Origin of the sequence: Bradyrhizobium sp. SZCCHNRI20481, from assembly GCF_032485055.1 — a bacterium.
Classification (GTDB): domain Bacteria; phylum Pseudomonadota; class Alphaproteobacteria; order Rhizobiales; family Xanthobacteraceae; genus Bradyrhizobium.
Genome location: NZ_JAUEUE010000007.1, coordinates 308,974 through 335,664 on the forward strand (window position 1 = coordinate 308,974; position 26,691 = coordinate 335,664).

Genomic DNA, 26,691 nt, shown 5'->3' on the forward strand with positions numbered 1-26,691 from the left:
CTGTCGACTTCAGTCGATCGATGCGCATGATCGCGCAATTTGAAGAAGCACTGAGCAGAATAACGGCCGGATGACAAGCTCGGCATGACATGAACGCATGTTGCCGCTCCGGCAATGTGAGGACAGGCGGCTCGCCGCTGATCGGACGTTTCATTCGGCGGAATGTTGGCGTCCACATCCTGGACGAATCCGCCCGACACGCGGGGGGTGACAAGCGCTGCCCCGGTCATGTCGCTTGTTCCACAATGTGGGACAACGCGGCGTAGGTTCCACGCTGATAGACGGGAAGAGCACGGCGGCCGGCAGCGCCGCGCCCGGTGGCAATCGTGGCCCCTGTCCCCGCCGAGACCGGCACTTGATGCTGGATCAGATAGATCATGATCAGGTCATTGACGGGATCGGCCTGCCACCAGGTGCCGAAGATGCCCGGCCAGGTCATCGAGCCCGGTGCGCCACAGGCATAGGGATTGCCGGTGGAATCCTCGGCGATCGCAAGTCCGAGCCCAAATCCGGAGGTCTGCCACAGCGGCATGCCGGCGAAGGGAATCTGGCGCTGCGCGTCAATCAGCCGGTTGGTGCGCATCAGGTTGACGGTTTCGGGTCGCAACAGCCTGACGCCGTCCAGCTCGCCTCCTCTCAGCAGCATGCGCGAGAACCGATGATAATCGGGCGCGGACGAGATCAACCCGCCGCCGCCCGGCGTATAGGCCGGCGGCTCGTCATACATGACCGGCTCGACCTTCACGAGCCGCCCCGCCGTCTCGTCATATCCGTACAGGCTCGCCAGACGATCTCGCTTGGCGTGCGGCAACCAGAAATCAGTATCGACCATGCCGAGCGGCGTGAAGATGCGCTCCTGCAGCACCGGCCGGAACGGCTTGCCTTCGACCCGGCCGATCAGGAAGCCGAGCACGTCGGTCGAATGACCGTAGTGGAAGCGGTTGCCGGGCTGATACGCCAGCGGCAGCGTGCCAAGCGCAGCGAGCCATTCGTCGGGCGTGGACCGGTTCATCGCGGGATCACCGAGCGCGCGCTCATAGGCGAGCTTGAGCGGGCCTTCCGAGAAGAACGCATAGGCGATGCCCGAACGGTGCGTGAGCAGATCCTCGACGGTGATCGCGCGCCGGGCGGGCACGGTATCGTCGAGCGGGCCGGCGGCGTCACGCAGGACCCGCAGATCGGCCAGCTCTGGAATCCACCGGGAGATCGGGTCCGCCAAGGCGATCCTGCCTTCCTCGACCAGCATCATCGCCGCCACCGAGGTGATCGGCTTGGTCATCGACGCGATCCGGAACAACGTATCCGGGCGCATCGGGCTCTTGGCTTCGACATCGCGCCAGCCGATCGTCTCGGCATGAACGATCTCGCCGCCGCGCGAGGTGAGAGACACGATGCCGGCGAGCTCGCCGCGATCGACGAATGCGGCGAGTTCCGGGCCGATCGCCGCAAGCGCCGCAGGATCGAAGCCGCGACGGCGGCAGACGGCTTCACTGGTCATGAGCGGCGCTCCGATGGACAGGGGTCAGCTTCGGCCACCGGCCTTCGCCGCGGCACCGTGACGGCAAAGCAGAGGCCGCGGGATGACCGGGCGCACAAGCAGCGCCCGATCAGGCCGTGGCCCGGTGAGAAGCTTCAGTCCGCCTTGAAGTCGTCGGTCAGGATCGGCCCCGATATGATCCAGCGCTGACCATCGAATTTCATCATCTGGAATTGCTTGCTGATGCGGTAGTCATCGGGGGTCGTCGTCACCGACATTCCCGGCAGCCCGAGATCGGGAACGAAGCCCTTGATGTTGGTCGCCTGCTTCATGATGTTGGCGCGCGTCAGCTCGTCGCCGCATTGCTTGAGAATGTGGACGAGCAGAGCGGCCGTCGAGTAGCCATAGGTCGCAAAGCCGCTGTTGGCGTCCTCGCCGGGCGCGTATTTCGCCATGAACGCCTTGTAGCGTTTCATGCCCTCGTCGTCGGCCCATTGCGGATCGAGCGGATCCTTGCCGTAGGCGACCGAGATGATGTCCTTGGCATGCTCGAGCCCCGCAGGCACGAGCACCTGACCGACCGCCGTCGCGTTGACCTCCAGGATGTGGACGGGCTTCCAGCCGAGCTCGGCGGCCTTCCTGATCGATTGCGCCGCGAATTTCGGCGTCGACATGTTGTAGAAGAGGTCGGCGCCCGATGCCTTCAGCGTCACCAACTGGGAATCGACCGTCGGGTCGGACAGCTCGTAGGACAGCTCCTTCACGATCATGCCGGCCTTGGCGCCGAGCCCGTCCTTCAGGCCCTTGACGTAGTCTTTGCCGAGGTCGTCGTTCTGATAGAGGATGCCGATCTTCGCGTTCGGATAGGTCTCCAGAATGTATCTTGCGTAGATGTGCGCTTCCGACTGGTAGTTCGGGTTGGCGGAGATCGTCCACGGAAAGTTCTTGGGATCGGTGAAGCGGGACGCTCCGCTTCCCGCCAGAAGCTGCGGAACGCCCTTGCCGTTCAGATATTTCTGGACCGCGGCATTCGGCGGCGTGCCGATGATCTGGAACGTGGTCAGCACCTCGTCGCTTTCGACCAGCTTGCGCACCTGCTCGACGGTCTTCGGCGGGCTATAGGCGTCGTCATACTGGATGAGGTTGATCTTGCGACCGTTGACGCCGCCCTGCTCGTTGATCATGCGGATATAGGCCGCCTCCGCCTTGCCGATGGCACCGAAAGCGGAAGCCGGCCCGCTGAGCGGGTTGGTCTGGCCGATCTTGATCTCGGTGTCGGTCGCGCCGACGTCGTATTTCTTTTCAGCGGATGCCGGGGCTGAAAGGCCCACGCCGAGCATCAGCAGGGCAGCCGCCGTCGACTTGATCCGTGTCATTGTGTCCTCCCGTGAGCGGCTGATCCATGGCCAGCCGATTGTTTTTGATGATGTCCGCGCACGACGAGACTGGCGACGCGCTGCCCGCCGCCCGATCGTCGACCGCCTTCCATCAGGTCTCCGAGACCTACCGTCCGGCCGGCCGCCGGTCAAGTTCATTCATTTAGCACTAAATGAAAATGTTGGAAGCCCGAAGTCCTGCTTGACCGGGCGCGCCCACCCCCTCATCGTCAAAACACCAACGGTGCCGTTCCTGTGTGCGCCGATCAGGGACCACGGAGAGCATGCCAGCAGAGCCGAAACCCGAAGGGCGCCGCACGCGCGCGGAACAGCGCGCGACGACGGTGAAGCTGATCCTCGACACCAGCGAGGAGCTGTTCGCGCAGCTCGGCTATTTCGGCGTGACGATCAAGGATGTGGCGGACAAGATGGGCATCCATCCTGCGCTGATCCATTACTACTTCGAGGGCAAGAGGGCGTTGTTCGATGCCGTGTTCGAACGCCGCATGGAATACGCGGTCACGGTGCGCACGGCCGGGCTGGATGCCTACGAGGCCAAGGTCGGAGATCGTCCGACCGTTGAAGGCGCGCTGCGTGCCTATTATGACGGCGCGTTCGACGTCTACGTCAACGAAGAGGACAACTGGCGACACTTCGGCCGCATCTTCGCGCAGGTCGCCAACGCGCCGGGCTATGGCGTGGAGATGATGGACACCTATCTCGATCCGCTGGTGCTGCGTCTCATCGGGCTGCTGCAGAAGGCGTTGCCCGACGCCAAGCCTGAGGACCTGTTCTGGAGCTTCCAGTTCACCTCCGGCGCCTACTCGCTGATCCTGTCACGGACCGGCCGGATCGACCGCCTGTCCGGCGGCCTGTGCAAGTCCGACGATTTCGCCGCGGTCCGCGAGCGGTTCGTGACCTTCATGGCCGGGGGCTTCAACGCGCTCTACAAGCGGCGGAAGCAGAAGTCGAAATGAGCGCCTCTTGGCGTCTCCTGGCCGTACCATGCAAACAAGCCGGAACGAATGATGACAGCTCCCTATGTCCCGCAAATGGCCCTCTATCGCCAATGGCTGAGGGACAATCGCGGCCTCCACTTCGAGAACTTCGAGCAGATGCGGCAATGGTCCATCCGCGACCTCGACGGATTCTGGCGCAGCATCTGGGACTATCATGACCTGCAGTCGCCGACCGCGTTTTCGACCGTCCTCGGCAAGCGCACGATGCCGGGAGCGGTCTGGTTTCCGGGCGCTTCGGTCAACTACGCCCAGCAGGTCTTTCGTCACGTCGACGCCGCCGATGCGGCGGGCCTGCCTGCGATCATCAGCAGTCACGAGGACGGCAGGCTCACGGAGACGACCTGGCCCGAGCTTCGGCGAAAGGCAGCCGCCCTGGCGCTGCATCTGCGCGAGCAAGGCGTGGCGCCCGGCGACAGGGTCGCCGCCTATCTGCCCAATATACCCGAAGCCATCATCGCGTTTCTCGCTTCGGCGAGCATTGGCGCGATCTGGAGCGTTTGCGCGCCCGACATGGCCGCGCCCGCCGTGATCGACCGGTTCAAGCAGATCGAACCCAAGGTGCTGATCGCCTGCGATGCGGTCACCTATGCCGGCCGCCGGCACGATCGCCGCGGTGTCGTCGAGGAGCTGCGCCGGTCGTTGCCGACACTCGGTCACGTCATCCTGCGCAGTGACGATGCCGGCGCGCAGGTGAGCGACGGGGTTCGTCTCTCGGACGTTCTGGCAAGAACAAGCCCTGGCGTCGATGCCTTCGAACCGGAGCGGCTTCCGTTCGATCATCCGCTCTGGATCGTCTATTCGAGCGGCACCACCGGGCTGCCGAAGCCGATCGTGCATGGTCACGGCGGAATCATCATCGTCACACTCGCCCTGCTCGGACTGCACAACGACATCGGCTGCTCGTATCAGCCAAATTCGTTCGGCGAGCGCTATCACTGGTACAGCTCGACCGGCTGGATCATGTGGAACAACCAGGTCGGCGCGCTTCTGAACGGGACCACGTGCTGCATCTTCGACGGCAGCCCCGCCGGACCGAAGGATCGTCCGGACTGGACCACGCTGTGGCGATTCGTGGCGAATTCGAAATCCACCTTCTTCGGTGCGGGCGCGGCGTTCTTCGCGAGCTGCGTCAAGGCGGACATCAACCTGGCCGACGCGGGCGATCTGTCCCATCTGCGTTGCCTCGGGTCCACCGGCTCGCCGCTCAGCGCCGACACGCAGGCCTGGTTCGATCAGCGGTTCGCGGCGCTGTCGCAGGTCAATGGCTGCCGGGCGCAGGCGCAAATGTGGTGGGCCAACATCTCGGGCGGCACCGACTTCGCCGGCGCCTTCATCGGCGGCAATCGCGAATTGCCGCAGGTGCCCGGAACAATGCAGTGCCGCGTCCTCGGCGCAGCGGTCGAGGCCTTCAACGACCAGGGCAAGCCTGTCATCGGCGAGGTCGGAGAGCTCGTCTGCACCGCGCCGATGCCGTCGATGCCGCTGCGGTTCTGGAACGACGCGGGGAATGTGCGCTATCTCGCAAGCTATTTCGACGCCTTCGAGACGCGCGAGGGCGGGCCGGTCTGGCGGCACGGCGACTGGCTCAAGGTCAATCCGGACGGCTCCTGCGTGATCTATGGTCGTAGCGACGCGACCATCAATCGCCACGGGCTGCGCATGGGGACGAGCGAATTGTACTCGGCCATCGAAGCGCTGCCGGAGATCCTCGATTCGCTGGTCGTCGATCTCGAATATCTCGGCCGAGACAGCTACATGCCGCTGTTCGTGGTCCTGCGCGACGGCGTCGCGCTCGATGCAGCGATGAAGCGGAAGATCAACATGGCGGTGGAAAGCAGCCTGTCGCGACGCTTCGTGCCTGACGACATCTTCGCGGTTACCGAGATCCCGCGCACGCTGTCCGGCAAGAAGCAGGAGCTCCCGATCAAGAAGCTCCTGCTCGGGCAGCCCCTCGACAAGGTCATCAACCGCGATGCGATGGCCAATCCCGGTTGCCTCGACTGGTACATCGCGTTCGCCCAGAGCCGTTTGCAGAGCGGCTCGGGTGCGACGTAGCAGACGTGCCCGAACGAGCCGCTAGACCACCATCCGGTCGAAATCGATCGCGACTCGGCTGTCAGGAAAGATCTCCCGCGCCTCGGCGAGGATCTCCTCGTCGGGATAGCGGCCGGAGATGTGGTTCAGGACGAGCTGCCTGACGTTGCTGGACGCCGCGAGGCCGGCGGCCTCCGCGGCCGTCAGGTGGCCGTAGTCGCGAGCCATGGCAGAATCGCGCCGGAGGAAGGTCGCCTCGATCACGAGCATGTCCGCGTCGCGGACGTACTCATGCAGACCCTCGGTCGTTTCCGCATCGCCGACGATGACGAGCTTCTTTGGTCCCTGCGGAGGCCCCAGAACATCCTCAGGATCGATGGTTCGGCCATCCTCCAGCGTGACCGGCCGGCCCTCCGCCAAGGCCTTCCGCACGGGCCCATCGGACACGGCGAGCGCTGCCAGACGCTCTGGCAGCAGATGGCGGCGCGCTCGACTCACAAATTCGAAGCCGAAGCTGTCGGTGTCGCGGTGCCGGACGGGAAAGCAGTTGATCGTAAACTCACCGGCGTCGAGAACCTCCCCGCGCCTGAGCGGTACGAACTCAAGCGGGATCGGCGCGCGGCCCTCGCCCCACAGCCCCGCGAGCATTCGGATCACCACATCGAGCGTGCCGGGGCTGCCGTGGACGCGCATGATGTCGGCGCTCCTGCGCAGCCGCAGGGTGGAAAACAGTCCGGGAATGCCGAGGACATGGTCGAAATGGCCGTGGGTGAGCAGGATCCGATCGAGCCGCCGAAAGCCTGCCCCACCGCGGAGCAGCTGACGCTGGATCCCCTCGCCGCAATCGACGAGAATGCGATCCCGGCCTGCTCGAACGAGAAGGCCGGGATGATTGCGGTCCGCGGACGGAACGCTCGCCGAGGTCCCCAGAAACGTGAGCTCAAACATCACAGCCGGGCCAGACGAATTTCGGTCGCGGCGGCGTGACCCGTTTTGACAACGGGTCCCGGCTGCGCTGCTTCGTTTCAATCACCGTAGGCCATCCCTTTTTCTGAGCGCTTTTCCCCAGCCGCCGTTTGAAGGCCTGACGGGCGGATCTCATCGCAACGCCGCCGTCAAAGGGACGTCGCAGGCAGCGCTCGGGCCGGGCAGACTTCATCGCCACGCTCTGATAGAGCTTGGCGATGCCAAGCTCCGGTCCGGAACAGGATGCCGCGCCGCCGGCCATTCGCAAGATCATCCACATCGACATGGATGCATTCTATGCGTCGGTCGAGCAGCGGGACAATCCCGAGCTGCGCGGCAAACCCGTGGCCGTCGGCGGATCGCGCGAGCGCGGCGTCGTGGCAGCCGCAAGCTACGAGGCTCGGGCGTTCGGCGTGCGCTCGGCCATGCCGTCGGTGACGGCAAAGCGCCAGTGCCCGGACCTGATCTTCGTCAAGCCGCGCTTCGAGGTCTACAAGGCCATCAGCCAGCAGATCCGCGCCATCTTCGCCGAGCACACGCCGATCATCGAACCTCTGTCGCTGGACGAGGCCTATCTGGACGTCACCGAAAACCTGCGAGGCATTCCGCTGGCGCGCGACATCGCGTTGCAGATCCGGGCCAAGATCAAGGCCGAAACCGGACTCAATGCCTCCGCGGGAATCTCCTACAACAAGTTCCTCGCCAAGCTGGCCTCGGACCATCGCAAGCCCAATGGGCAATACGTCATTTCGCCGGAGATGGGTCCGGTCTTCGTGGAGGGGCTGCCGGTCGGCAGGTTTCACGGCATCGGCCCGGCGACCGCTGCGAAATTCAACGCGCTCGGAATTCATACCGGCCTCGACATCCGCAATCAGACCCTGCCCTTCCTCCAGCGGCACTTCGGCAAAGCGGGCAACCACTACTATTGGATCTCGCGCGGAATCGACAATCGCCCGGTCCGAGCCAATCGCATCCGAAAATCCGTCGGCGCCGAAAACACCTTCTCGACGGACCTGACGGAATTCGAGCCGATGTTGGCGGAGCTGCAGCCCCTGATCGACAAGGTCTGGCAGCATTGTGAAACCAGCGGCAACCGAGGCCGGACGGTCACGCTGAAGGTCAAGTTCGCCGACTTCGACATCATGACGCGCAGCAGGTCCGTCGCCCACGCGGTCGGGAGTCGCGAGGATCTGGCGCGGTTGTCCGTTGCTCTCCTGCAGAGCGAGATGCCGTTGCCGAAGCCGGTGCGGCTCCTCGGCGTTTCGCTGTCATCCTTGCAGCAGCAGAATGACGCCGGGGCGGACGCACAGCTGCCCTTGCTGATCTGAGGCGGGCTGGACGGTCCGATCATGCGTCGAGGACGGCGGACGCACGTCGCGCGCAACGTCGTCCATGTCGAGCCGGGCTGGCTCGAGAAGCGCTCCTGCCACGGGCGAAAGACCGGTCGGGGTCCCGGAGTCCTGTTGACCTCTGTAGGGTACCCCCCTATCTTATGGAGATGTCGCACACGATCAAACACAAGTCGAAGCTGCTTGCGCGCGTCCGGCGCATCAAAGGACAGATCGATGCCGTGGAACGGGCGCTGGACGCGGAGCTGGGCTGCGCCGACGTCCTCATGCTGGTGGCGTCGGTCAGGGGCGCCATCGGAGGCCTGACCACCGAGCTGCTGGAGGATCACATCCGCCACCATGTCGTCGATCCGGCGCACGAAAAGGACCCTGAAAAGGCCAAGGGCGCCGCGGACCTCATCGAAGTGGTTCGAACCTATCTGAAATGACACTCGCATGACCGACCTGTCTCACCTTCTGCAACAAAGCAGCGCGAACGCGTGGCTGTTCGTCCCCAGCGCCATCGTTCTAGGCGCGCTGCACGGGCTCGAGCCGGGTCACTCCAAGACCATGATGGCTGCGTTCATCGTCGCGATTCGAGGAACCGTTTTTCAGGCCGTGCTGCTCGGCCTGTCGGCAACCCTCTCCCACACCGCGATCGTGTGGGTGATCGCGCTGGCCGGGCTTCACTTTGGCCAGGAACTGTCCGGGGCGCGGAGCGAAGCCTATCTGCAACTGATCTCGGCCGTCGTCATCATCGGCATCGCCGTGTGGATGGTCTGGCGCACGTGGCGGGATAAGAATGAACATCACGGTCATCATCATCATGACGCGCCGACATCCGTCGTGCTGACCGGACGTACGTTGTTGCTCGAGATCTTCGAAGACGGCGTGCCGCCACGCTGGCGAGTCCGGACCGAGTCCGGCGCGCTCCCTCCGGCCGGCGAACTCCAGCTCACGACCATTCGCGGAGATGGCGACGCGCAGAGCTTCAGCTTCCGCGCCGCAAGCGATTACCTGGAGAGCATCGAGGAGATTCCCGAGCCGCACGCGTTCAAGGCACGGCTTGCGCTTGCGGGTGACACTGCCGAGATCCTGTTCGAGGAACACGGGCACGATCACATGGACCTCGGCGATGAGGACGATGCCCACGCACGCGCCCATGCGGACGACATTCGAAAGCGCTTTGCGGGACGTACGGTCACGACCGCGCAGATCGTCGCCTTCGGTCTCACAGGCGGGTTGATCCCCTGCCCCGCCGCCATCACCGTCTTGCTGCTCTGCATCCAATTGAAGCAGTTCGCCCTCGGCTTCATTCTGGTGCTGTGCTTCGGCATCGGTCTGGCGATCACGATGGTCTCGGTTGGCGTCGCGGCGGCCCTTAGCCTGCGGCACGTCGAGCGGCACTGGAGCGGGCTCAGTCGCTTCGCCCACCGTGCGCCCTACGTCTCGGCGGCTCTGATCGTGCTCGTCGGGGTCTATACGGGGTGGCTGGGTCTGCACGAATTCATCACGTGAGGCCCGCGATCCGGGATCCAGCCGGACAGGGAGAGATCAGCGCGTTACCTCCGCGGCGTTCCCGGCCCATCCGGCAGTTGACAGCCGAGCCATCGAGCGCTTTATTTCGCTTACGGGGATGTGCGATCTCCCCGCGAGGCGACATGCCCAAGAATCGCGTCCTGGTCACCAAGGGCGCAACATGTCATCATCATACACCTCGATATCATCCGAAAAATTGTCTCGACTGATCGGCACGGCGACCTCGCCACGGCTCGTCGACGTGCGTGTCGACGAGGATTTCGCCGCCGACCCACGCCTCATCCCCGGCGCCGTCAGGCGCTCCCATCTCGACGTCCAGCAATGGGCACCGAGCTTCACCGGCCAATCGGTTGTCGTGATCTGCCAGAAAGGCAAGAAGCTGAGCGAAGGCACCGCGGCCTGGCTCCGGTGCAGCAACGTCGCAGCCGAGGTCCTCGAGGGCGGGCACGTCGGCTGGACAGAGGCACAACTCCCGACCGTGCCAGCCGACAGAATTCCGAGCAGGGACGACCGCGGCCGCACCGTCTGGGTCACGCGATCACGCCCCAAGATCGACCGCATCGCCTGTCCATGGCTGATCCGTCGCTTCGTCGACCCCGCCGCGGTCTTCCTGTTCGTGACGCCGGCCGAAGTCGAAGCCGTCGCCGAGCGTTTCCAAGCCACTCCCTTCGACATCGAGAATGTCTTCTGGAGCCACCGCGGCGAGCTTTGCACCTTCGACGTCATGGTCGAGGAGCTCGGTCTGCGGACACCACCCTTGGAACGACTCGCCACGCTGGTGCGTGCCGCGGATACGGCGCGACTTGATCTCTCGCCCGAGGCTCCTGGCCTCCTTGCCGCTTCACTCGGCCTATCGCGAATGTATGACGACGATCTGGACCAGCTGAACGCCGGCCTGCTGCTCTATGATGCCTTCTACCGCTGGTGCCGCGACGCCACGAAGGAGGCGCACAACTGGCCGACCAGCAAGGTGAAGTCATGACGGACGTCGCAGCATCCCGGAAGCCGATCGCGGAGGAGCTCGCCCACGGCATCTCCTTCAATGAGGCGCTTCTCGTCTGGATCCGGGTGGCCGTGCTGAGCTTCGGCGGCCCCGCCGGCCAGATCGCGGTCATGCATCGCATCCTCGTCGAGGAGAAGAACTGGATCTCGGAGAGCCGCTTCCTGCACGCCCTGAACTACTGCATGCTGTTGCCCGGCCCGGAGGCGCAACAGCTTGCGACCTATATCGGCTGGCTGCTGCACCGGACCACGGGCGGCATCGTCGCAGGAACGCTTTTCGTTCTGCCCGGCATCTTCGCCATCATGGGCCTCAGCTACATCTATGCAGCCTATGGCAATGTCGGCGTCGTCGAAGCCTTGTTCTTCGGCCTCAAGGCGGCCGTGCTGGCGATCGTGATCCAGGCCGTCGTCCGCGTCGGCAAGCGTGCGCTGCGCAATCGGATCATGATCGGACTGGCGGCCGCAGCCTTCGTTGCGATCTTCTTCTTCGGGGCGCCGTTTCCGATCATCGTCATTGCCGCCGGAGTCATCGGCTTCGTCGGTGCCCGCCTCGGCCGGCCGGAGTTCGCACCCCTCGAGCACGGCGGCAAGAGCGCCGGCGCGATCGACAGCATGCTCGGCGAGGCCGTGCCGGATCACGTCCGTCCGAACGCTGCGCGCACGCTGCGCGTGGCGGCCGTCTGGCTCGCGATCTGGCTCGTCCCCGTCTTCGCACTGCTGATCCTGCTCGGGCCGAACGACGTCTTCGGCCAGATCGCGATCTTCTTCAGCAAGATGGCGATGGTGACGTTCGGCGGCGCCTACGCCGTGCTCGCCTACGTCGCGCAACAGGCCGCGGAGTACTATCACTGGGTTGCTCCGCGCGAGATGCTCGACGGCCTCGGCATGGCGGAGACGACTCCCGGTCCCCTGATCATGGTCGTCCAGTTCGTGGGCTTCATGGCCGCGTTCCGCGGGGCCAGCGGGCTGTCTCCCATGCTCGCCGGCACGCTGGGCGGACTGCTGGCGACGTGGGTGACGTTCGCGCCGTGCTTTCTCTGGATCTTCGTTGGCGCGCCCTACATCGAGGCGTTGCGGGGAAACAAGGCGCTCGGCGGCGCGCTCTCGGCCATCACCGCCGCCGTCGTGGGCGTGATTCTCAATCTGTCGATCTGGTTCGCGCTGCACACCCTCTTCCGCGAGACCTTTCCGATCCAGGGATTTGGACTGTCATTCGACGCGCCCCGGCCGATGAGCATCGACCTGCCGGCCGTTGTCCTGTCGGTTGCGGCCGCTACGGCCATTTTCCGCTTCAACGTGGGAATGCTCGTCGTGCTCGCCGCCTCGTGTATCGCGGGCATCCTGATGCGCTTTGCGGGCGCCATCTGAGAGCACGCTGCGACGGAACATGGGGCAGTGCCAGACCAAAAGGAGCGAACGATGAGAAGCACGTTCTGGAGTCTGTTGGGCCTCGGCGCCTGCCTCCTCGCACCCGGCGCCGGACCGATCGTCTCGACGGCGCGCGCACAGGACATCGATTGGCCGAAGGTCGACGAGACATTGGGCCGGAAGCCGTCCGTGGCGGGAGACGTCCGCCGGTACGGCTTCCCGCGCACCGATCTCGCGGTGACCCTGGACGGCGTAACCATCAGGCCGGCGCTCGCGCTCGGCGGCTGGGTCGCGTTCAAGCCGGCGCATGGCGGCACCATGATCATGGGCGATCTCGTCCTGCTGGAATCAGAGGTCAATCCGGTAATGGCGAAGATGATCGCCGGCGGGCTCGAAATCAGCGCCGTGCACAACCATCTGCTCCGCGCGAGCCCAGCAACGTTCTACATGCACGTCGCCGGCCACGGCGATCCCGTCAAACTCGCGTCCGCCATCCGCGACGCCCTCGCCGACAGCAAGACACCGTTGACGATTGCGGCGTCGCCGACCACGCCGCCACCGGCCATCGATCTCGATACGGCACAGCTCGATCAGATCCTGGCGGTCAAAGGACAGGCCAATGGCGGGGTCTATCAGTTCAACGTGCCGCGACGCGATCCAATTGTCGAGGGCGGACTATCCTTGTCTCCCGTCGCGGCGATGGGCGTCGCGACGGGCATCAACTTCCAGCCGACCGGCGCGGGCAAGGCCGCTGTCACCGGTGACTTCGTGCTGAGCGGGGAGGAGGTGAACCCCGTGATCCGGACGCTCCGTGCCCACGGCATCGAGGTCACGGCGCTGCATAGCCACATGCTGGACGAACACCCCCGCCTCTTCTTCATGCACTTCTGGGCGAACGATGATGCGATCAAGCTCGCCAAGGGTTTGCGGGCGGCGCTCGACAAGACGGCAAGCACCAAGAGCTAAGAGCAAAGAGCGAGGAAAGGCGCGGTCCGAGAGTGCGCGCGCCTTGCTCTGCCGGCAGGTGCGGCAACCTGTTGGTCTGGCCCGCCTGCAACGGCCGCGCATGCGTGAGACGCCGATCGGTTGCAAGGCAACGCGCTGCCGGAGTCCATGCGAGCTCCCTCGTGGTGCCGAAGATTAGGGTCGGGGGGGGCAGATCCCGTCCCTCGACCCACGCGCGATCCTATGGCAAGTCTGGACGACGCCGATGTGGCGCAGCCGGATGTCGTGATGTCGTCGGAGCAGGACTGGACGAGCGCTTTCCCGCCGTTGCGACAACTGCCGGAGGAGATCTTCGCGCAGTTGCGCGAGGCCAGCCTCATTGTCGAGCTTCCGGAAGGCAGCCGGATTTTCGGCCCCGGCCAGGCGCCGGACTCCTTCCTGCTGCTGCTGGACGGGACCATCCGGGTGCAGCAGACGTCCGAGTCCGGCCGCGAGATCGTGCTCTACCGCGTCCAGGCAGGCGAAAGCTGCGCGCTGACCACGGCCTGCCTGATGGGTTACGAGGAATACCAGGCCGAGGGCATCGCGGAGACCCGGATCCGCGCCGTGGCGATCCCGCGCGCGCTGTTCGACCGGCTGATCGCCAGCTCGCGCGAATTCCGTCAGTTCGTCTTCACCGCGTTCAGCCGCCGCGTCACCAATCTCTTCCGCATCATCGAGGAGGTTGCGTTCGAGCGGATCGATGTGCGGCTCGCCCAGAAGCTTCTCGAGCTTGCCGGGGCAAAGCAGCAGATCGTTGCAACGCATCAGGATCTCGCCAACGAGCTCGGCAGCGCACGCGAGGTCATCAGCCGCCAGCTCAATGAATTCGCGCGGCGCGGCTGGTTGCGAATGGCTCGCGGAATCGTCGAGATCACCGACAGACCGGCGCTTGTCCAGCTGGCCCAGCATGATTAGGAACCGGCTCCTCTTGGTGACTTAGTTACATACGCGCGCCGTATCCCGCCCTATCGTCTGCATCATCGCAAGCCAAAGGGGAGCGCGACATGACACGGAACATTGGCAAGATCGACCGGCTGCTCAGGATCATCGTCGGACTCGCCATCCTCAGTCTCACGGTCGTAGGGCCGCAGACCTTGTGGGGCCTTCTGGGCCTGATCCCGCTCGGCACCGCACTGATCGGCTGGTGCCCGCCCTACGCGATGCTCGGCATCAATACCTGCGGAACGAAATCCAGTCCGATGTCTTAGACCGCGCAGGACAACAAACGCGGCGTGGGCGGCGATGCCGCCCCGGAGCCAAATCGTGGAGCAGCAGCCATGTCCGATCCAATCGATCTCCGCGTGCAGCCGAAGGTGGCCGGATTTTTCGATCCTGACACCAGCACGATCAGCTACGTAGTGAAGGACCCGTCATCGCCGTGCTGCGCGATCGTCGATCCCGTCCTCGACATCGACTACGCGGCCGGCCGCATCAGCACCCGCTCCGCCGACATGCTGATCGACTACGTGAAGATCAACGGCCTCCGGCCAGAGTGGCTGATCGAAACGCATGCGCATGCCGATCATCTCTCCGCTGCGCCCTACATCCAGGACAGGCTCGGCGGCAAGATCGGCATCGGCGAGCATATCCTGACCGTGCAGGAGACCTTCGGCAAGGTCTTCAACGAGGGCACGGAGTTTCGCCGCGACGGCAGCCAATTCGACCGGCTGTTCAAGGATGGCGACACCTATCAGGTGGGACAGATGATGGCCCTCGTGATGCACACGCCCGGTCACACGCCCGCCTGTGCCACGCACGTGATGGGCGATGCAGCTTTCGTCGGCGACACCTTGTTCATGCCCGACGGGGGAACGGCGCGGGCCGACTTTCCAGGCGGCAATGCGCGCACGCTGTTTCGCTCGATCCGGAAGATCCTTGAAACGCTGCCGCGCGAGACCCGGCTGTTCATGTGTCACGACTATGCCCCCAACGGCCGCGCGGTGCGCTGGGAAACGACCGTCGGCGAGGAGCGGCTCCACAACATCCACGCGCGAGACGGGATGACCGAGGACGAGTTCGTTGCGCTTCGCGAGGCCCGCGACAAGACGCTCGGCATGCCGCGCCTGATCATTCCATCGCTTCAGGTCAATATCCGCGCCGGACATCTGCCTCCCGCGGACGCGACGGGAAAGACATTCCTGAAGGTACCGATCAACGTACTTTGAGAACCACTCGCTTTGCTCACGCGATGCCGGCCTGGGCCGCAAGTTCGCGGCGTCACGAAGATGTCAGTTGCCAAGAGCGGCCGGTCTGCGCGACCAGTCCAAGCTGGAGCAGATGATCCAAGATGAGGCATGCTGATTTCGAGATGCCCGCGATGACACGCCGCCTGATGGCGGCGCTGATCGCGCTCGTCTTGAGTCTGGCGCCTCTGCTCGGAACGTTCGAGGTTGCCACGGCAGACACCGGTGCCGGTGCCCCTCAATGGTCCCGAACGACCACGAGCGCGCCCAAGCCGTGCAGGAAGGCCGTCCTTCCGGGCATGATCAACACCTGTCCGTTTGCCGCGGCTGGTCTGACCGCCGTCCCGGCGAACGACAATCCTGCGGCACAGCCGGTTGCCGCCTCCCGGACGCTGTCCTGGCGCCCCTATGACGAGGCGCTGACGACGCAATGCCACGGGTCCTCGCCCTACCGTCCTCCCTGTCGCCACGCCTGACCGTTCCGTGCTCATCGGCTCACGGGCAGCGTAACGCCGTGACTTGAGCGAACGAATATCCAACATCGATCGCGGGTCACGCGGATCGGCTCGTGGTGCCCGTCTCTAGGCGTGCCTTGCGCCGGATCGCGCGGCGCAACGGCCACCGCAATGTGCGATCAGCGCGCGGGAGATCATCATGTCCATCCGTCATCTTGGCCGGCTCGTATTGCTGCTCGGCCTGCTCCATCTTGCGGCGACGACCGCCGCCGCGGGTCAGTTGCGGCCGCAGGCGAACGTCGACACGCGCCTGCTGGTCGGCGACATCACGCGAGCAGACGACGGCCCGGCCACGGCGTGGGCGGGACTGGATGTCAGGCTGGATGCAGGCTGGCACACCTATTGGCGCTCGGCCGGCGACGCCGGCGCACCACCGCAATTCGACTGGAGCGGCTCGCGCAACGTCGCCGATGTCACCGTCGAATGGCCGGCGCCGAGCCGCTTCAGCGAGCAGGATATCGACACGTTCGGCTATGCCGAGCACGTGCTGTTTCCGTTGCGCGTGCGGCTCGAGGATGGAGCGGCGCCCACACATCTCACGCTGAAGGCCGTGCTGTTCGTCTGCTCGGTCATCTGCACCCAACAGGAGGCCGATCTCGAGGCCGACATCCCCGCCGTTTCGCGTCGGCCGAACGATCAGGCGCTGATCGACGAATGGCGGCAGAGCGTCCCGCGGGCGAGTTCGCCCGGACTTTCCATCACGGCGCTGCGCATCGATCGGCAACCAAAGCCGCAACTGCTGCTCGAAGCGCATGCGACGCCGCCACTGCACGCGCCCGACGTCTTCCTTGATGGGGACGACGCCGTGTCCGGCGGCCGTCCCCAGGTGAGCACGATGTCGGACGGCGGCGTACGGATCGCCGTGCCGGTGCAAGGCCTCGATCGGGCCGGTCCGGTGCAACGCCTGCGGGTCACCCTGGTCGATGGCGACCGATCGATAGAAGCCATGCTTCCGGTGGATGTCGATCAAGCTGCTCACGCTTCTGCGGCCAAAGCAGCCACACCGGCACCGCGTCCTTCGGCGGCATCGATCTGGGCCATTCTCGGCGTGGCCCTGCTCGGCGGCTTCATCCTCAACTTCATGCCCTGCGTGTTTCCGGTGCTGTCGCTGAAGCTCGTTTCGCTGGTCGATCACGATCCCGCACACGCGCCCTCGCCGCGTCGGGCATTCCTGGCGACGGCGGCCGGCATCGTCGCCTCGTTCGTGACCCTTGCCATCATCCTGTCCGCGCTCAAGGCCGCGGGCGCCGAAGTCGGCTGGGGCCTGCAGTTTCAGCAGCCCGCTTTCCTCATCGCGATGATCATCGTGCTCGCAGCATTCGGCGCCAACCTGCTCGGCCTGTTCGAGATCAGCCTGCCGTGGTGGATCGCCGGCCGCCTCGGCAACGCTGCGAGCCGCAGGACGATGGCAGGTCATGCCATCAACGGCTTCGTCATGACGCTGCTGGCCACGCCGTGCTCGGCGCCATTCGTCGGCACCGCCGTCGCTTTTGCGCTGTCGCAGGCCGCGCCGCAGATCCTGCTGGTGTTCACCACGCTTGGGCTCGGCATGGCTGCGCCGTATCTGTCTCTCGCCGCGGCGCCGGGCCTTGCCGCACTCTTCCCGCGGCCCGGCCGCTGGATGCTGAAGCTGCGCGCCGTCGCAGCGGCCGCGATGGCGGCGACCGCGCTCTGGTTGCTGATCGTGCTCGCCGACATCAGTGGCCCCCCGACTGCGGTCATCCTCGCCGCTGCGCTGCTCGTCCCTGCGCTGATCACGGCGGCGCTCCGTTTCCCGTTGCGGCGAACGATCGCTGGAGCCAGCCTCGCCATCGCGACAGGTCTGGCGCTGACGGCAGCAACCTACATCAAGGCGCCGGACGGCAGGGACCGGGTGGCCGAGATCGCCTGGCAGCCGCTGGCTCCGGCCGAGATCGCGGCACAGGTGCGTGCCGGCCATACGGTCTTCGTCGACATCGGCGCCAGCTGGTGCGTCACCTGCAAGGTCAACGAGAAGCTCGTGCTCGACAGCACGGCCGTGCGCAGCCGACTCGCGTCGGGTGTCGTTGCCGTCAAGGCGGACTGGACCTCGCCCAGCGACGCGATCGCGACCTATCTCCGATCCTTCGGCCGCTACGGCCTGCCGTTCAACATCGTGTACGGCCCCGGAGCTCCCAACGGCATCCTGCTCCCCGAACTGCTGACGCCGCAGACCGTGCTGGATGCCATCGACACCGCATCGACCATCCCTCATCAGGAGAACGACAAGTCATGACCATGAAGGCCTTTACCGCATCGATCGCCATGCTGCTGCTGTTGACTGCGGCCATCCTGCCGATCCAGGCTCGCGCCGAGGACGACGACACCGACATTCTGAGCGAAGCGCGCATCCTGCACGATCCCGCCATCCCCGCTGTCGGAAACGCCGATGGCGACATCACGATCGTCGAGTATTTCGACTATCAGTGTCCGTATTGCCGCAAGATCAGCCCGGAGCTCGCCAAGGTGGTTCGCGACGACGGTCACGTCCGTCTCGTCTTCAAGGATTGGCCGATCTTCGGCGGCGCCTCGATCTACGCGGCGCGTCTCACCCTGGCGGCGAGATATCAGGACAAGTTCGCCGAAGCCCATGAGGCGCTGATCTCGCTCAATGAGAAGCTGTCGGAGGCCAAGGTCGATGCGGCGCTCAGCGGCGCCGGAATCGACCTCGCCCGCGCCAAGGCCGACCTCGCGGCCAAGCGCGCCGACATCGACGCCGTGCTTGCGCGCAATCACGAGCAGGCCACGGGCCTCGGCTTCCGCGGCACGCCGGCCTTCATCATCGGCCATTTCCGCATCCCCGGCGTCCCCAATGCACAGGCCTTCAAGCAGGCCATTGCGGATGCCCGCGCCGCTGCATCCGGCAAGTGAGCCGGCGCCTGACGCTCACCATGGACAGCCAGCAGCAACGCCGTGCCTGCAAGGTGCGGCTCAGTGGCTGGCTCCGACGGCCGGCGACTCTGGATTCCGTCATCGCTTCGCTCCGCGCATGACGGGGGCGTCAAGCAGTGGCCCTGCCTGACGCCAACCGCCGAGTTTGGCGCGTCTGCCAAAGCCGCGGCCGGAGATCCCGCCAATATTCCCACTGCCCCCAATCGATGCTACCAAACTCGCACCACCGGCCCTATCCATGCCGAGGAAGCATCGATGTTCGACCTCAACCAGCTGCGCTGCTTCGTCACCGTGGCCGAGGAGCTGCATTTCGGCCGCGCCGCCGTGAGGCTCAACATGACGCAGCCGCCGCTCTCCAGGCAGATCCAGGTGCTGGAGCACATTATCGATGCGGTCCTGCTCGAGCGCACCAGCCGCTCGGTGAAGCTCACGCCGGCCGGGCGCAGCTTCCTGCCGGAGGCGCGGCGCATCCTGAAGATGGCGGAGAGCGCCGCCCAGGTGGCGCAGCGCATCGCCAGCGGCAAGAGCGGGTCGCTGAAGATCGGCTTCACCGCGGCCGCCGCCTACGGCTTCCTGCCCGACCTCGTCGCCGCCTGCCGAACAGAGCTGCCCGAAGCTGATCTGTCGCTGAAGGAGATGGTCTCGGGCGACCAGATCGAGGCGCTCGCCTCCGGCCAGATCGATGCCGGCCTGCTGCGGCCGCCGATCGCGCGGCCCGAATTCGCCACCCGCCGCGTCGTCGCCGAGCCGCTCTGCGCCGCGCTGCCGCGCCGGCATCGGCTGGCCTCGGCCGAGACCGTGTCGATCCGTGATTTCGACGGCCAGAACTTCATCATGTATTCGCAGACCGAGGCGCGCTATTTCCACGATCTCCTGGTGTCGCAGTTCATGCGCGCAGAGGTGCTGCCGCGCTACGTGCAGCACCTGAGCCAGATCCACTCGATCCTGGCGATGGTGCGCGCCGGCCTCGGGCTTGCGATCGTGCCCGAAGCTGCCGCCAGCCTGAAGATCGCCGATGTCCGGCTGCGGCCGCTGAGGCTGCGCAACCCGACGCCGGCCGAGCTGTTCCTGGTCTGGCGGCGCGATCACGACAATCCGCTGCTGCCGGCACTGGTCGAGCTGGCCGGCAATCTCGCCGTGCAGCAAGCGGAAGATTGATATCTGATCTGCATCAATCGATACCATCATTGGCTTGGACCGGCATCGAACTTGGTCCTACGACATCGCCCGGGGAATGCGCCGGCGCCTGCCGCGCCCGTTCCCAAGGACATTCGTGAAGGACCCGCACGATGAGCAAGATGACCCCGACGGAAATGGCTGCGAAGATCGGCAGCGGCCTGCTCTCCTTCCCCGTGACGCCGTTCAAGGCCGACCATTCGTTCGACGAGGCCACCTATCGCGCCAACATGGACTGGCTGTGCGGCTATGAGGTCGCAGGCCTGTTCGCCGCCGGCGGCACCGGCGAGTTCTTCTCGCTGACCGCGGCCGAGGTGCCGGAGGTGGTCAAGGTCGCGGTCGACGAGACCAAGGGCCGCGTGCCCGTGCTCGCTGGCACCGGCTACGGCACCGCGATCGCGCGCGAGATCGCGATTGGCGCCGAGAAGGCCGGCGCCGACGGCCTCCTGCTGCTGCCGCCCTATCTGATGCATGCCGAGCAGGACGGCCTCGCCGCCCATGTCGAGGCGGTCTGCAAGTCGGTGAAGATCGGCGTCATCGTCTACAACCGCGACAACGCCATCCTGCAGCCGGACACCCTGGCACGGCTGTGCGAGCGCTGCCCGAACCTGGTCGGCTACAAGGACGGCATCGGCGACATCGAGCTGATGACCCGTGTCTACACCAGGATGGGCGACCGCCTGACCTATATCGGCGGCCTGCCGACCGCCGAGACCTTCGCCCTGCCCTATCTCGACATGGGCGTGACGACCTACTCCTCGGCCGTGTTCAACTTCGTACCGGAGTTCGCGACGAACTTCTATGCCGCGGTGCGCAAGCGCGACCACGCCACCATCCAGGCCGGATTGAAGGATTTCATTTTGCCGCTGATCGCGATACGCAACCGCAAGAAGGGCTACGCGGTCTCGATCATCAAGGCCGGCATGAAGGTGATCGGCCGCGATTCCGGCCCTGTCCGCCTGCCGCTGACCGATCTGACTGCGGAGGAGATGGCGGAGCTGACGGCGCTGGTGAAGGCGCTGCCAGCAGCGATGCCGTCGCGACAGGCCGCGGAGTAAGACTGCTACGCGCCGCCTCTCCATGAGGGGAAGCGAAGCAGCAAGAAGAGACGACGAGGGAGGAGCATGATGAGTCACGCAGCCACCAAGACCGGGATCTCCGGCGCGCCGGTCGTCACCGGCATGGAGGTCATTCCGGTCGCCGGCCGTGACAGCATGCTCCTCAATCTCAGCGGCGCGCATGGGCCGTTCTTCACCCGCAACCTCGTCATCCTCACCGACAATTCCGGCCACACCGGCGTCGGCGAGGTGCCGGGCGGCGAGAAGATCCGGCAGACGCTGGAGGACGCGAAGAGCCTGATCGTGGGCAAAAGCATCGGCGCCTCCAACACCATCCTGGCCGCGATGCGCACCGCTTTCGCCGATCGCGACGCCGGCGGCCGTGGCAAGCAGACGTTCGACCTGCGGGTGATGATCCACGCCGTGACTGCGGTGGAGTCGGCGCTGCTCGACCTGCTCGGCCAGCATCTCAGCCTGCCCGTGGCGGCGCTGCTCGGCGAGGGCCAGCAGCGCACATCGGTCGAGGCGCTTGGCTATCTGTTCTTCGTCGGCGACCGCAAGAAGACGGACCTGCCCTACGCGACCGGCGAGGGCGAAAAGGACGGCTGGTTCGCCCTGCGTCATCAGGAGGCGATGACGCCTGAAGCCGTCGTGCGGCTGGCCGAGGCGACGCACGACGCCTATGGCTTCGCCGATTTCAAGCTGAAGGGCGGCGTCCTCAAGGGCGAGGCCGAGATCGAGGCGGTGACCGCGATCGCCAAGCGCTTTCCGCAGGCGCGCGTCACGCTCGACCCGAACGGCGCCTGGTCGCTGGACGAGGCGATCCGGCTGTGCAAGGACATGCACGGCATCCTTGCTTATGCTGAGGACCCCTGCGGCGCCGAGGCCGGCTTCTCCGGGCGCGAGATCATGGCCGAGTTCCGCCGCGCGACGGGCTTGCCGACCGCGACCAACATGATCGCCACCGATTGGCGGCAGCTCAGCCATGCGCTGCGGCTCGGCGCGGTCGACATCCCCCTGGCCGATCCCCATTTCTGGACCATGCAGGGCTCGGTCCGCGTCGCCCAGACCTGCAAGGACAATGGCCTGACCTGGGGTTCGCACTCCAACAACCATTTCGATATTTCGCTGGCGATGTTCACCCATGTGGCCGCCGCCGCACCGGGCAAGGTCACCGCGATCGACACCCACTGGATCTGGCAGGACGGCCAGGCGCTGACCAAGGCGCCGCTGCAGATCAAGGGCGGCAGGATTGCCGTGCCCGAGCAACCCGGGCTCGGCATCGAGGTTGACCGCGGCGCCATCGAAAAGGCCAATGCGCTGTACAAGAGCCACGGGCTCGGCGCACGCGACGACGCCGTCGCAATGCAGTATCTGATCCCCGGCTGGACCTTCGACGACAAGCGCCCCTGTCTCGTGCGATGACGGAGGCGATCGGTTAGATTGTCCGAGCAATCGCGCAAAGTCTGGAGAACAACATGAACGCGATCCTCAAGAATTTCATTGCCGGCGAGTGGGTCGACGGCAGCGGGGTGACCCGCAACATCAACCCGTCCAACACCAACGACGTCGTCGGCGAATATGCCAAGGCCGACCGCGCCCAGACCGAGAAGGCGATCGCCGCCGCCAAGGCCGCTTTTCCGGCGTGGTCGCGCTCGACCCCGCAGGAGCGCTATGACGCGCTCAACAAGATCTCGGCGGAGATCCTGTCGCGCAAGGAAGAGCTCGGCCGCCTCTTGGCGCGCGAGGAAGGCAAGACGCTGCCGGAGGGCATCGGCGAGGTGGCGCGTGCGGGGCAGATCTTTGCGTTCTTTGCCGGCGAGGCGCTGCGCCTGACCGGCGAGAAGGGCGCCTCGGTACGTCCGGGCCTCGACGTCGAGATCACCCGCGAGGCGGTCGGCGTCGTCGGCATGATCACGCCCTGGAATTTCCCGATCGCGATCCCCGCCTGGAAGATCGCGCCCGCGCTCTGCTACGGCAACACGGTGGTGTTCAAGCCGGCCGAGCTGGTGCCCGGCTCGGCGCATGCGCTCTCCGAGATCATCGCGCGCTCCGGCCTTCCCGCCGGCGTGTTCAACCTCGTCGTCGGCTCCGGCTCGGTGGTCGGCCAGACGCTGCTCGAGCACCCCGACGTCGCCGCGATCTCCTTCACCGGCTCGGTCGGCACGGGGCGCAAGATCGCGCAGACCTGCGTGCTGTCGAACCCGATGAAGAAGTTCCAGCTTGAGATGGGCGGCAAGAACCCGCTCGTCGTGCTCGACGACGCCGACGTCAAGGTCGCGGTCGAGGCCGCCGCCAACGGCTCCTACTTCTCGACCGGCCAGCGCTGCACCGCGTCTTCGCGCCTGATCGTCACCGAGGGCATCCACGACAAATTCGTTGCCGCGCTGACCGAGCGGCTGAAGGGCCTGGTCGTGGGTGACGCCGTCAAGCAGGGCACCCATATCGGCCCGGTGGTCGACGGCAATCAGCTCGAGCAGGACCAGCGCTATCTCAAGATCGGCCAGGACGAAGGTGCCAAGCTGACCTGGGGCGGCGAGTTGTTGAACCGCGAAACGCCCGGCTTCTACATGCAGCCGGCGCTGTTCACCGAGGCCACCAACACCATGCGCATCGCCCGCGAGGAGATCTTCGGGCCGGTTGCCTGCGTGATCCGTGCGAAGAACTACGACGAGGCGCTGGCAATCGCCAATGACACCGAGTTCGGTCTCGCGGCTGGCGTCTGCACCACCAGCCTCAAATACGCCTCGCACTTCAAGCGCAACAGCGAGGCCGGCATGGTGATGGTCAACCTGCCAACCGCCGGCGTCGACTATCACGTGCCGTTCGGCGGCCGGAAGGGCTCGAGCTACGGCGCCCGCGAGCAGGGCTCCTACGCGCGCGAATTCTACACGACGGTCAAGACGGCCTACACCTATCCGGTGTGAGACCTCGCCCGTCGTGAGCGCCGTCATGGCGAGGCGCGAAGCGACGAAGCAATCCAGACCTCCTGTTCGGCCCTGGATTGCTTCGCTTCGCTCGCAATGACGGAAACCAAGACCTGTAGGGTGGGCAAAGGCGCGAAGCGCCGTGCCCACCGACGGCTCGAAGACGACGAAAGACGGTGGGCACGCTTCGCTTTGCCCACCCTACGGAGCAGCACGGAGCGAGCATGAACCAGCAGGTCGTCGCCAACCAAGAGCCCCGCATCATCAAGCTCAACGCACGCGACAACGTCGCGATCGTGGTGAACGATTTCGGCCTGCCTGCCGGCACCAAATTTCCCGATGGCCTGACGCTGAGGAGCTTCGTCCCGCAGGGCCACAAGACCGCACTGGTCGACATCGCCGAGGGCGCGCCGATCGTCCGCTACGGCGAGATCATCGGCTATGCGAAGTCGCCGATCGCATCCGGCGAATGGGTGGACGAGGCTCGCATCGACATGCCTGAGGCCCCTGCCCTCGATCAGCTCGAAATCTCCACCGCGGTGCCGGCGCCGCTGCCGCCGCTCGAAGGCTACACCTTCGAAGGCTATCGCAATCGCGACGGCTCGGTCGGCACCCGCAACGTGCTGGGCATCTCGACCTCGGTGCAATGCGTCAAGGGCACGCTGGAATTCGCGATCAAGCGCATCAAGAGCGAGCTGCTGCCGAAGTACCCCAATGTCGATGACGTCGTCGCGCTGACCCACGCCTATGGCTGCGGTGTCGCGATCACGGCGCCCGATGCCGTGGTGCCGATCCGCACCCTGCAGAACCTGGCGCTGAACCCGAACTTCGGCGGCGAGATCCTGGTCGTCGGCCTCGGCTGCGAGAAGCTCGCGCCGGAACGGCTGCTGCCGGAGGGCACGGAAGACTCGATCGTCCGCATGCAGGACGAGGCCTTCGACGGCTTCGGCGCCATCGTCGACGCCATCATGACCCAGGCCGACCGGCGCCTCGCGCAGCTCAACAAGCGCACGCGCGAGACCTGCCCGGCAGCCGATCTCGTGATCGGCCTGCAATGCGGCGGCAGCGACGCGTTCTCCGGCGTCACCGCCAACCCTGCGGTCGGCTTCGCCGCCGACCTGCTGGTGCGCGCCGGCGCGACCGTGATGTTCTCGGAGGTGACGGAGGTTCGCGACGCCATCCAGCTCTTGACCCGGCGCGCGATCAACGAGGACGTCGGCCGCGCGCTCATCCGCGAGATGGACTGGTACGACTCTTATCTGGCCCGCGGCGGCGCCGATCGCAGCGCCAACACGACGCCGGGCAACAAGAAGGGCGGGCTCGCCAACATCGTCGAGAAATCGCTGGGCTCGATCGTCAAGTCCGGCTCCGGTCCGATCCATGGCGTGCTGGCGCCGGGCGAGAAGGCCAAGCAGAAGGGCATGCTGTTCGCAGCCACGCCCGCCTCCGACTTCATCTGCGGCACCCTGCAGCTCGCCTCCGGCATGACGCTCCAGGTGTTCACCACCGGCCGCGGCACACCCTATGGCCTCGCCGCCGCGCCCGTGATCAAGGTCGCGACCCGCAGCGAACTGGCGCGGCGCTGGAAGGACCTGATCGATTTCGACGCCGGCCGCATCGCCACCGGAGAGATGACTATCGAGGAGACCGGCTGGGAGCTGTTCAAGCTGATCCTCGAGGTTGCGAGCGGCCGCACCAAGCCATGGTCGGACCGCTGGGGCATCCACAACGATCTGACGCTGTTCAATCCGGCGCCGGTGACCTGAGGGAGCGCTCACCCTGCCATGCCAGTTGCCTCGCTCAAACCTCTCCCCGTCATTGCGAGCGAAGCGAAGCAATCCAGGGTCCCGACCACCATCCTGGATTGCTTCGCTTCGCTCGCAATGACGCGTATGTTGAAGCAACGAGCCTAGACAACGAAGGCCGGGAGGAAGAGCCAGATGTCCAGCTTCAGCCGCTTCGCCGCGCTTGCCGTCACCGCCCTCCTCCTCTCCGCCGCCCCCTCTCGCGCCGAAGACTCTATCCCCGGCGTGCCGCGCGAACTGCTGGAGGACATCGCGACCGGCAGCCGCGTGCTCGCCGATCTCGGCGTCGTCGATGCCTTCGGCCATGTCAGTGCGCGGCATCCCACCAATCCGCGCCACTTCCTGATGGCGCGCTCGATCGCGCCGGCGCAGGTCACGGCCAATGACATCATGGAATTCGACGAGAACGGCGAGCCGGTCGATGCCAAGAACCGCGCCGTCTTCCTCGAACGCTTCATCCATGCCGAGATCTACAAGGCCCGCCCGGATGTCAACGCGGTGGTACACACGCATTCGCCCGGCGTCGTCCCCTTCAGCGTCAGCCGTACACCCTTGAAGCCGCTCTATCACAATGCGGCCTTTCTCGGCGACGGCGCCCCGGTGTGGGACATCGGCAAGGAGTTCGGCGCGACCGACATGCTGGTGCGCAACAACGCCATCGGCAGGTCGCTCGCATCCGCGCTCGGCGACAAGTCCGTGGTGCTGATGCGCGGCCATGGTGACGTCACCGTCGGTCCGGCGGTCCAGGCCGCCGTGTTCCGCGCCTACTACACCGATGTGAATGCGAAGCTTCAGGCCCAGGCACTCGGGCTCGGCTCCGAGGTGACGTATCTCAGCGCCGAGGAGGCCGCCAAGGCCGATGGCGTCAACATGGTGATCATGGATCGTGCCTGGGTGTTGTGGAAGCAGAAGGTGCAGATTGGCAAATAGCGTCCGGCGATTACCGACCTCATTTTGCCGCAAAGTTGACACATCCGTTGATCGAACCTTAATTCCTGATTCTCCCATCGGGCCTGACGCC

General features: G+C 65.5%; 24 protein-coding genes. 20 read left to right on the plus strand and 4 right to left on the minus strand.

The window, feature by feature from the left end; genetic code table 11:
- Window positions 1–226 precede the first annotated feature (226 nt).
- Window positions 227–1,498, minus strand: coding sequence for a serine hydrolase domain-containing protein (locus QX132_RS14110; protein WP_316161555.1), 1,272 nt, complete (start codon window positions 1,496–1,498; stop codon window positions 227–229).
- Between the two features lie 134 nt (window positions 1,499–1,632).
- On the minus strand, window positions 1,633–2,853 hold the full coding sequence (locus tag QX132_RS14115) for an ABC transporter substrate-binding protein (protein WP_316161557.1): 1,221 nt from the start codon (window positions 2,851–2,853) through the stop codon (window positions 1,633–1,635).
- A 284-nt stretch (window positions 2,854–3,137) separates the two neighbouring features.
- Between QX132_RS14115 and QX132_RS14120 the strand changes: the two genes are divergently transcribed.
- Together QX132_RS14120 and QX132_RS14125 are read left to right on the plus strand one after the other, a co-directional pair.
- Window positions 3,138–3,830, plus strand: a complete 693-nt coding sequence (locus tag QX132_RS14120; RefSeq protein WP_315771333.1) for a TetR/AcrR family transcriptional regulator — start codon at window positions 3,138–3,140, stop codon at window positions 3,828–3,830.
- Between the two features lie 51 nt (window positions 3,831–3,881).
- Complete coding sequence (locus tag QX132_RS14125; protein WP_316161558.1) at window positions 3,882–5,927, plus strand: acetoacetate--CoA ligase; 2,046 nt, start codon at window positions 3,882–3,884, stop codon at window positions 5,925–5,927.
- A 21-nt stretch (window positions 5,928–5,948) separates the two neighbouring features.
- Here QX132_RS14125 and QX132_RS14130 read toward each other — a convergent pair whose 3' ends face one another.
- Window positions 5,949–6,854 (minus strand): ribonuclease Z, encoded by a 906-nt coding sequence (locus QX132_RS14130; protein ID WP_316161559.1) that lies wholly within the window; start codon window positions 6,852–6,854, stop codon window positions 5,949–5,951.
- Window positions 6,847–7,158, minus strand: a complete 312-nt coding sequence (locus QX132_RS14135) for a hypothetical protein (protein WP_315811425.1) — start codon at window positions 7,156–7,158, stop codon at window positions 6,847–6,849. Before QX132_RS14135 ends, QX132_RS14130 begins: the two co-directional genes overlap by 8 nt.
- Here QX132_RS14135 and dinB point away from each other — a divergent pair.
- The 18 genes from dinB to QX132_RS14225 all read left to right on the plus strand — a co-directional run bounded on the left by dinB (window position 7,091) and on the right by QX132_RS14225 (window position 26,600).
- Window positions 7,091–8,200 (plus strand): DNA polymerase IV, encoded by a 1,110-nt coding sequence (dinB, locus tag QX132_RS14140; protein ID WP_316161561.1) that lies wholly within the window; start codon window positions 7,091–7,093, stop codon window positions 8,198–8,200. The genes QX132_RS14135 and dinB overlap by 68 nt on opposite strands.
- Before the next feature lie 170 nt (window positions 8,201–8,370).
- On the plus strand, window positions 8,371–8,649 hold the full coding sequence (locus tag QX132_RS14145; protein WP_315736666.1) for a metal/formaldehyde-sensitive transcriptional repressor: 279 nt from the start codon (window positions 8,371–8,373) through the stop codon (window positions 8,647–8,649).
- A gap of 7 nt (window positions 8,650–8,656) precedes the next feature.
- Window positions 8,657–9,718, plus strand: a complete 1,062-nt coding sequence (locus QX132_RS14150; RefSeq protein ID WP_316161563.1) for a nickel/cobalt efflux transporter — start codon at window positions 8,657–8,659, stop codon at window positions 9,716–9,718.
- 181 nt (window positions 9,719–9,899) lie between these two features.
- The gene (locus tag QX132_RS14155; RefSeq protein ID WP_315811208.1) at window positions 9,900–10,721 is read left to right on the plus strand and encodes a sulfurtransferase/chromate resistance protein; all 822 of its coding nucleotides are present in this window, start codon (window positions 9,900–9,902) and stop codon (window positions 10,719–10,721) included.
- Window positions 10,718–12,109 carry a chromate efflux transporter gene (gene chrA, locus QX132_RS14160; protein ID WP_315811207.1) on the plus strand — a complete coding sequence of 464 codons (1,392 nt, stop codon included), beginning with the start codon at window positions 10,718–10,720 and terminating at the stop codon, window positions 12,107–12,109. The genes QX132_RS14155 and chrA overlap by 4 nt, the downstream gene beginning before the upstream one ends.
- Window positions 12,110–12,160: 51 nt before the next feature.
- The gene (locus QX132_RS14165) at window positions 12,161–13,075 is read left to right on the plus strand and encodes a DUF1259 domain-containing protein (protein ID WP_316161565.1); all 915 of its coding nucleotides are present in this window, start codon (window positions 12,161–12,163) and stop codon (window positions 13,073–13,075) included.
- Window positions 13,076–13,342: 267 nt separating this feature from the next.
- On the plus strand, window positions 13,343–14,011 hold the full coding sequence (locus tag QX132_RS14170) for a Crp/Fnr family transcriptional regulator (protein ID WP_315771433.1): 669 nt from the start codon (window positions 13,343–13,345) through the stop codon (window positions 14,009–14,011).
- An 89-nt stretch (window positions 14,012–14,100) separates the two neighbouring features.
- Entirely contained in the window at window positions 14,101–14,304 is a 204-nt protein-coding gene (locus tag QX132_RS14175) for a DUF2892 domain-containing protein (RefSeq protein WP_316161567.1), read from the plus strand.
- Between the two features lie 69 nt (window positions 14,305–14,373).
- A complete protein-coding gene (locus tag QX132_RS14180; protein WP_316161569.1) occupies window positions 14,374–15,261 on the plus strand; it encodes an MBL fold metallo-hydrolase in 888 nt (295 codons plus the stop codon).
- 152 nt (window positions 15,262–15,413) lie between these two features.
- Complete coding sequence (locus QX132_RS14185) at window positions 15,414–15,755, plus strand: hypothetical protein (RefSeq protein WP_315736659.1); 342 nt, start codon at window positions 15,414–15,416, stop codon at window positions 15,753–15,755.
- Window positions 15,756–15,933: 178 nt separating this feature from the next.
- Window positions 15,934–18,048: a protein-disulfide reductase DsbD family protein gene (locus QX132_RS14190; protein WP_316161570.1), complete on the plus strand. Its 2,115-nt coding sequence runs from the start codon at window positions 15,934–15,936 to the stop codon at window positions 18,046–18,048.
- The gene (locus QX132_RS14195; protein ID WP_316161572.1) at window positions 18,045–18,683 is read left to right on the plus strand and encodes a DsbA family protein; all 639 of its coding nucleotides are present in this window, start codon (window positions 18,045–18,047) and stop codon (window positions 18,681–18,683) included. Before QX132_RS14190 ends, QX132_RS14195 begins: the two co-directional genes overlap by 4 nt.
- Window positions 18,684–18,959: 276 nt before the next feature.
- Window positions 18,960–19,862: a LysR substrate-binding domain-containing protein gene (locus QX132_RS14200; RefSeq protein WP_316161574.1), complete on the plus strand. Its 903-nt coding sequence runs from the start codon at window positions 18,960–18,962 to the stop codon at window positions 19,860–19,862.
- Window positions 19,863–19,993: 131 nt separating this feature from the next.
- Window positions 19,994–20,938, plus strand: coding sequence for a 5-dehydro-4-deoxyglucarate dehydratase (gene kdgD, locus QX132_RS14205; RefSeq protein WP_316161576.1), 945 nt, complete (start codon window positions 19,994–19,996; stop codon window positions 20,936–20,938).
- Between the two features lie 69 nt (window positions 20,939–21,007).
- The gene (gene gudD, locus QX132_RS14210) at window positions 21,008–22,363 is read left to right on the plus strand and encodes a glucarate dehydratase (protein ID WP_316161578.1); all 1,356 of its coding nucleotides are present in this window, start codon (window positions 21,008–21,010) and stop codon (window positions 22,361–22,363) included.
- A gap of 53 nt (window positions 22,364–22,416) precedes the next feature.
- A complete protein-coding gene (locus QX132_RS14215; protein ID WP_316161579.1) occupies window positions 22,417–23,865 on the plus strand; it encodes an aldehyde dehydrogenase family protein in 1,449 nt (482 codons plus the stop codon).
- Between the two features lie 224 nt (window positions 23,866–24,089).
- Window positions 24,090–25,631 carry a galactarate dehydratase gene (gene garD, locus QX132_RS14220; protein ID WP_316161581.1) on the plus strand — a complete coding sequence of 514 codons (1,542 nt, stop codon included), beginning with the start codon at window positions 24,090–24,092 and terminating at the stop codon, window positions 25,629–25,631.
- Between the two features lie 174 nt (window positions 25,632–25,805).
- Window positions 25,806–26,600, plus strand: coding sequence for a class II aldolase/adducin family protein (locus QX132_RS14225; RefSeq protein ID WP_315736651.1), 795 nt, complete (start codon window positions 25,806–25,808; stop codon window positions 26,598–26,600).
- The last annotated feature ends 91 nt before the right edge of the window (window positions 26,601–26,691 follow it).

Bases quoted from the DNA above. Each gene is read 5' to 3' on its own strand.
- QX132_RS14110 (WP_316161555.1), bottom strand. From the start codon at position 1,498: ATGACCAGTGAAGCCGTCTGCCGCCGTCGCGGCTTCGATCCTGCGGCG.
- QX132_RS14115 (WP_316161557.1), bottom strand. From the start codon at position 2,853: ATGACACGGATCAAGTCGACGGCGGCTGCCCTGCTGATGCTCGGCGTG.
- QX132_RS14120 (WP_315771333.1), top strand. From the start codon at position 3,138: ATGCCAGCAGAGCCGAAACCCGAAGGGCGCCGCACGCGCGCGGAACAG.
- QX132_RS14125 (WP_316161558.1), top strand. From the start codon at position 3,882: ATGACAGCTCCCTATGTCCCGCAAATGGCCCTCTATCGCCAATGGCTG.
- QX132_RS14130 (WP_316161559.1), bottom strand. From the start codon at position 6,854: ATGTTTGAGCTCACGTTTCTGGGGACCTCGGCGAGCGTTCCGTCCGCG.
- dinB (WP_316161561.1), top strand. From the start codon at position 7,091: ATGCCAAGCTCCGGTCCGGAACAGGATGCCGCGCCGCCGGCCATTCGC.
- QX132_RS14135 (WP_315811425.1), bottom strand. From the start codon at position 7,158: ATGTCGATGTGGATGATCTTGCGAATGGCCGGCGGCGCGGCATCCTGT.
- QX132_RS14145 (WP_315736666.1), top strand. From the start codon at position 8,371: ATGTCGCACACGATCAAACACAAGTCGAAGCTGCTTGCGCGCGTCCGG.
- QX132_RS14150 (WP_316161563.1), top strand. From the start codon at position 8,657: ATGACCGACCTGTCTCACCTTCTGCAACAAAGCAGCGCGAACGCGTGG.
- QX132_RS14155 (WP_315811208.1), top strand. From the start codon at position 9,900: ATGTCATCATCATACACCTCGATATCATCCGAAAAATTGTCTCGACTG.
- chrA (WP_315811207.1), top strand. From the start codon at position 10,718: ATGACGGACGTCGCAGCATCCCGGAAGCCGATCGCGGAGGAGCTCGCC.
- QX132_RS14165 (WP_316161565.1), top strand. From the start codon at position 12,161: ATGAGAAGCACGTTCTGGAGTCTGTTGGGCCTCGGCGCCTGCCTCCTC.
- QX132_RS14170 (WP_315771433.1), top strand. From the start codon at position 13,343: ATGTCGTCGGAGCAGGACTGGACGAGCGCTTTCCCGCCGTTGCGACAA.
- QX132_RS14175 (WP_316161567.1), top strand. From the start codon at position 14,101: ATGACACGGAACATTGGCAAGATCGACCGGCTGCTCAGGATCATCGTC.
- QX132_RS14180 (WP_316161569.1), top strand. From the start codon at position 14,374: ATGTCCGATCCAATCGATCTCCGCGTGCAGCCGAAGGTGGCCGGATTT.
- QX132_RS14185 (WP_315736659.1), top strand. From the start codon at position 15,414: ATGACACGCCGCCTGATGGCGGCGCTGATCGCGCTCGTCTTGAGTCTG.
- QX132_RS14190 (WP_316161570.1), top strand. From the start codon at position 15,934: ATGTCCATCCGTCATCTTGGCCGGCTCGTATTGCTGCTCGGCCTGCTC.
- QX132_RS14195 (WP_316161572.1), top strand. From the start codon at position 18,045: ATGACCATGAAGGCCTTTACCGCATCGATCGCCATGCTGCTGCTGTTG.
- QX132_RS14200 (WP_316161574.1), top strand. From the start codon at position 18,960: ATGTTCGACCTCAACCAGCTGCGCTGCTTCGTCACCGTGGCCGAGGAG.
- kdgD (WP_316161576.1), top strand. From the start codon at position 19,994: ATGAGCAAGATGACCCCGACGGAAATGGCTGCGAAGATCGGCAGCGGC.
- gudD (WP_316161578.1), top strand. From the start codon at position 21,008: ATGAGTCACGCAGCCACCAAGACCGGGATCTCCGGCGCGCCGGTCGTC.
- QX132_RS14215 (WP_316161579.1), top strand. From the start codon at position 22,417: ATGAACGCGATCCTCAAGAATTTCATTGCCGGCGAGTGGGTCGACGGC.
- garD (WP_316161581.1), top strand. From the start codon at position 24,090: ATGAACCAGCAGGTCGTCGCCAACCAAGAGCCCCGCATCATCAAGCTC.
- QX132_RS14225 (WP_315736651.1), top strand. From the start codon at position 25,806: ATGTCCAGCTTCAGCCGCTTCGCCGCGCTTGCCGTCACCGCCCTCCTC.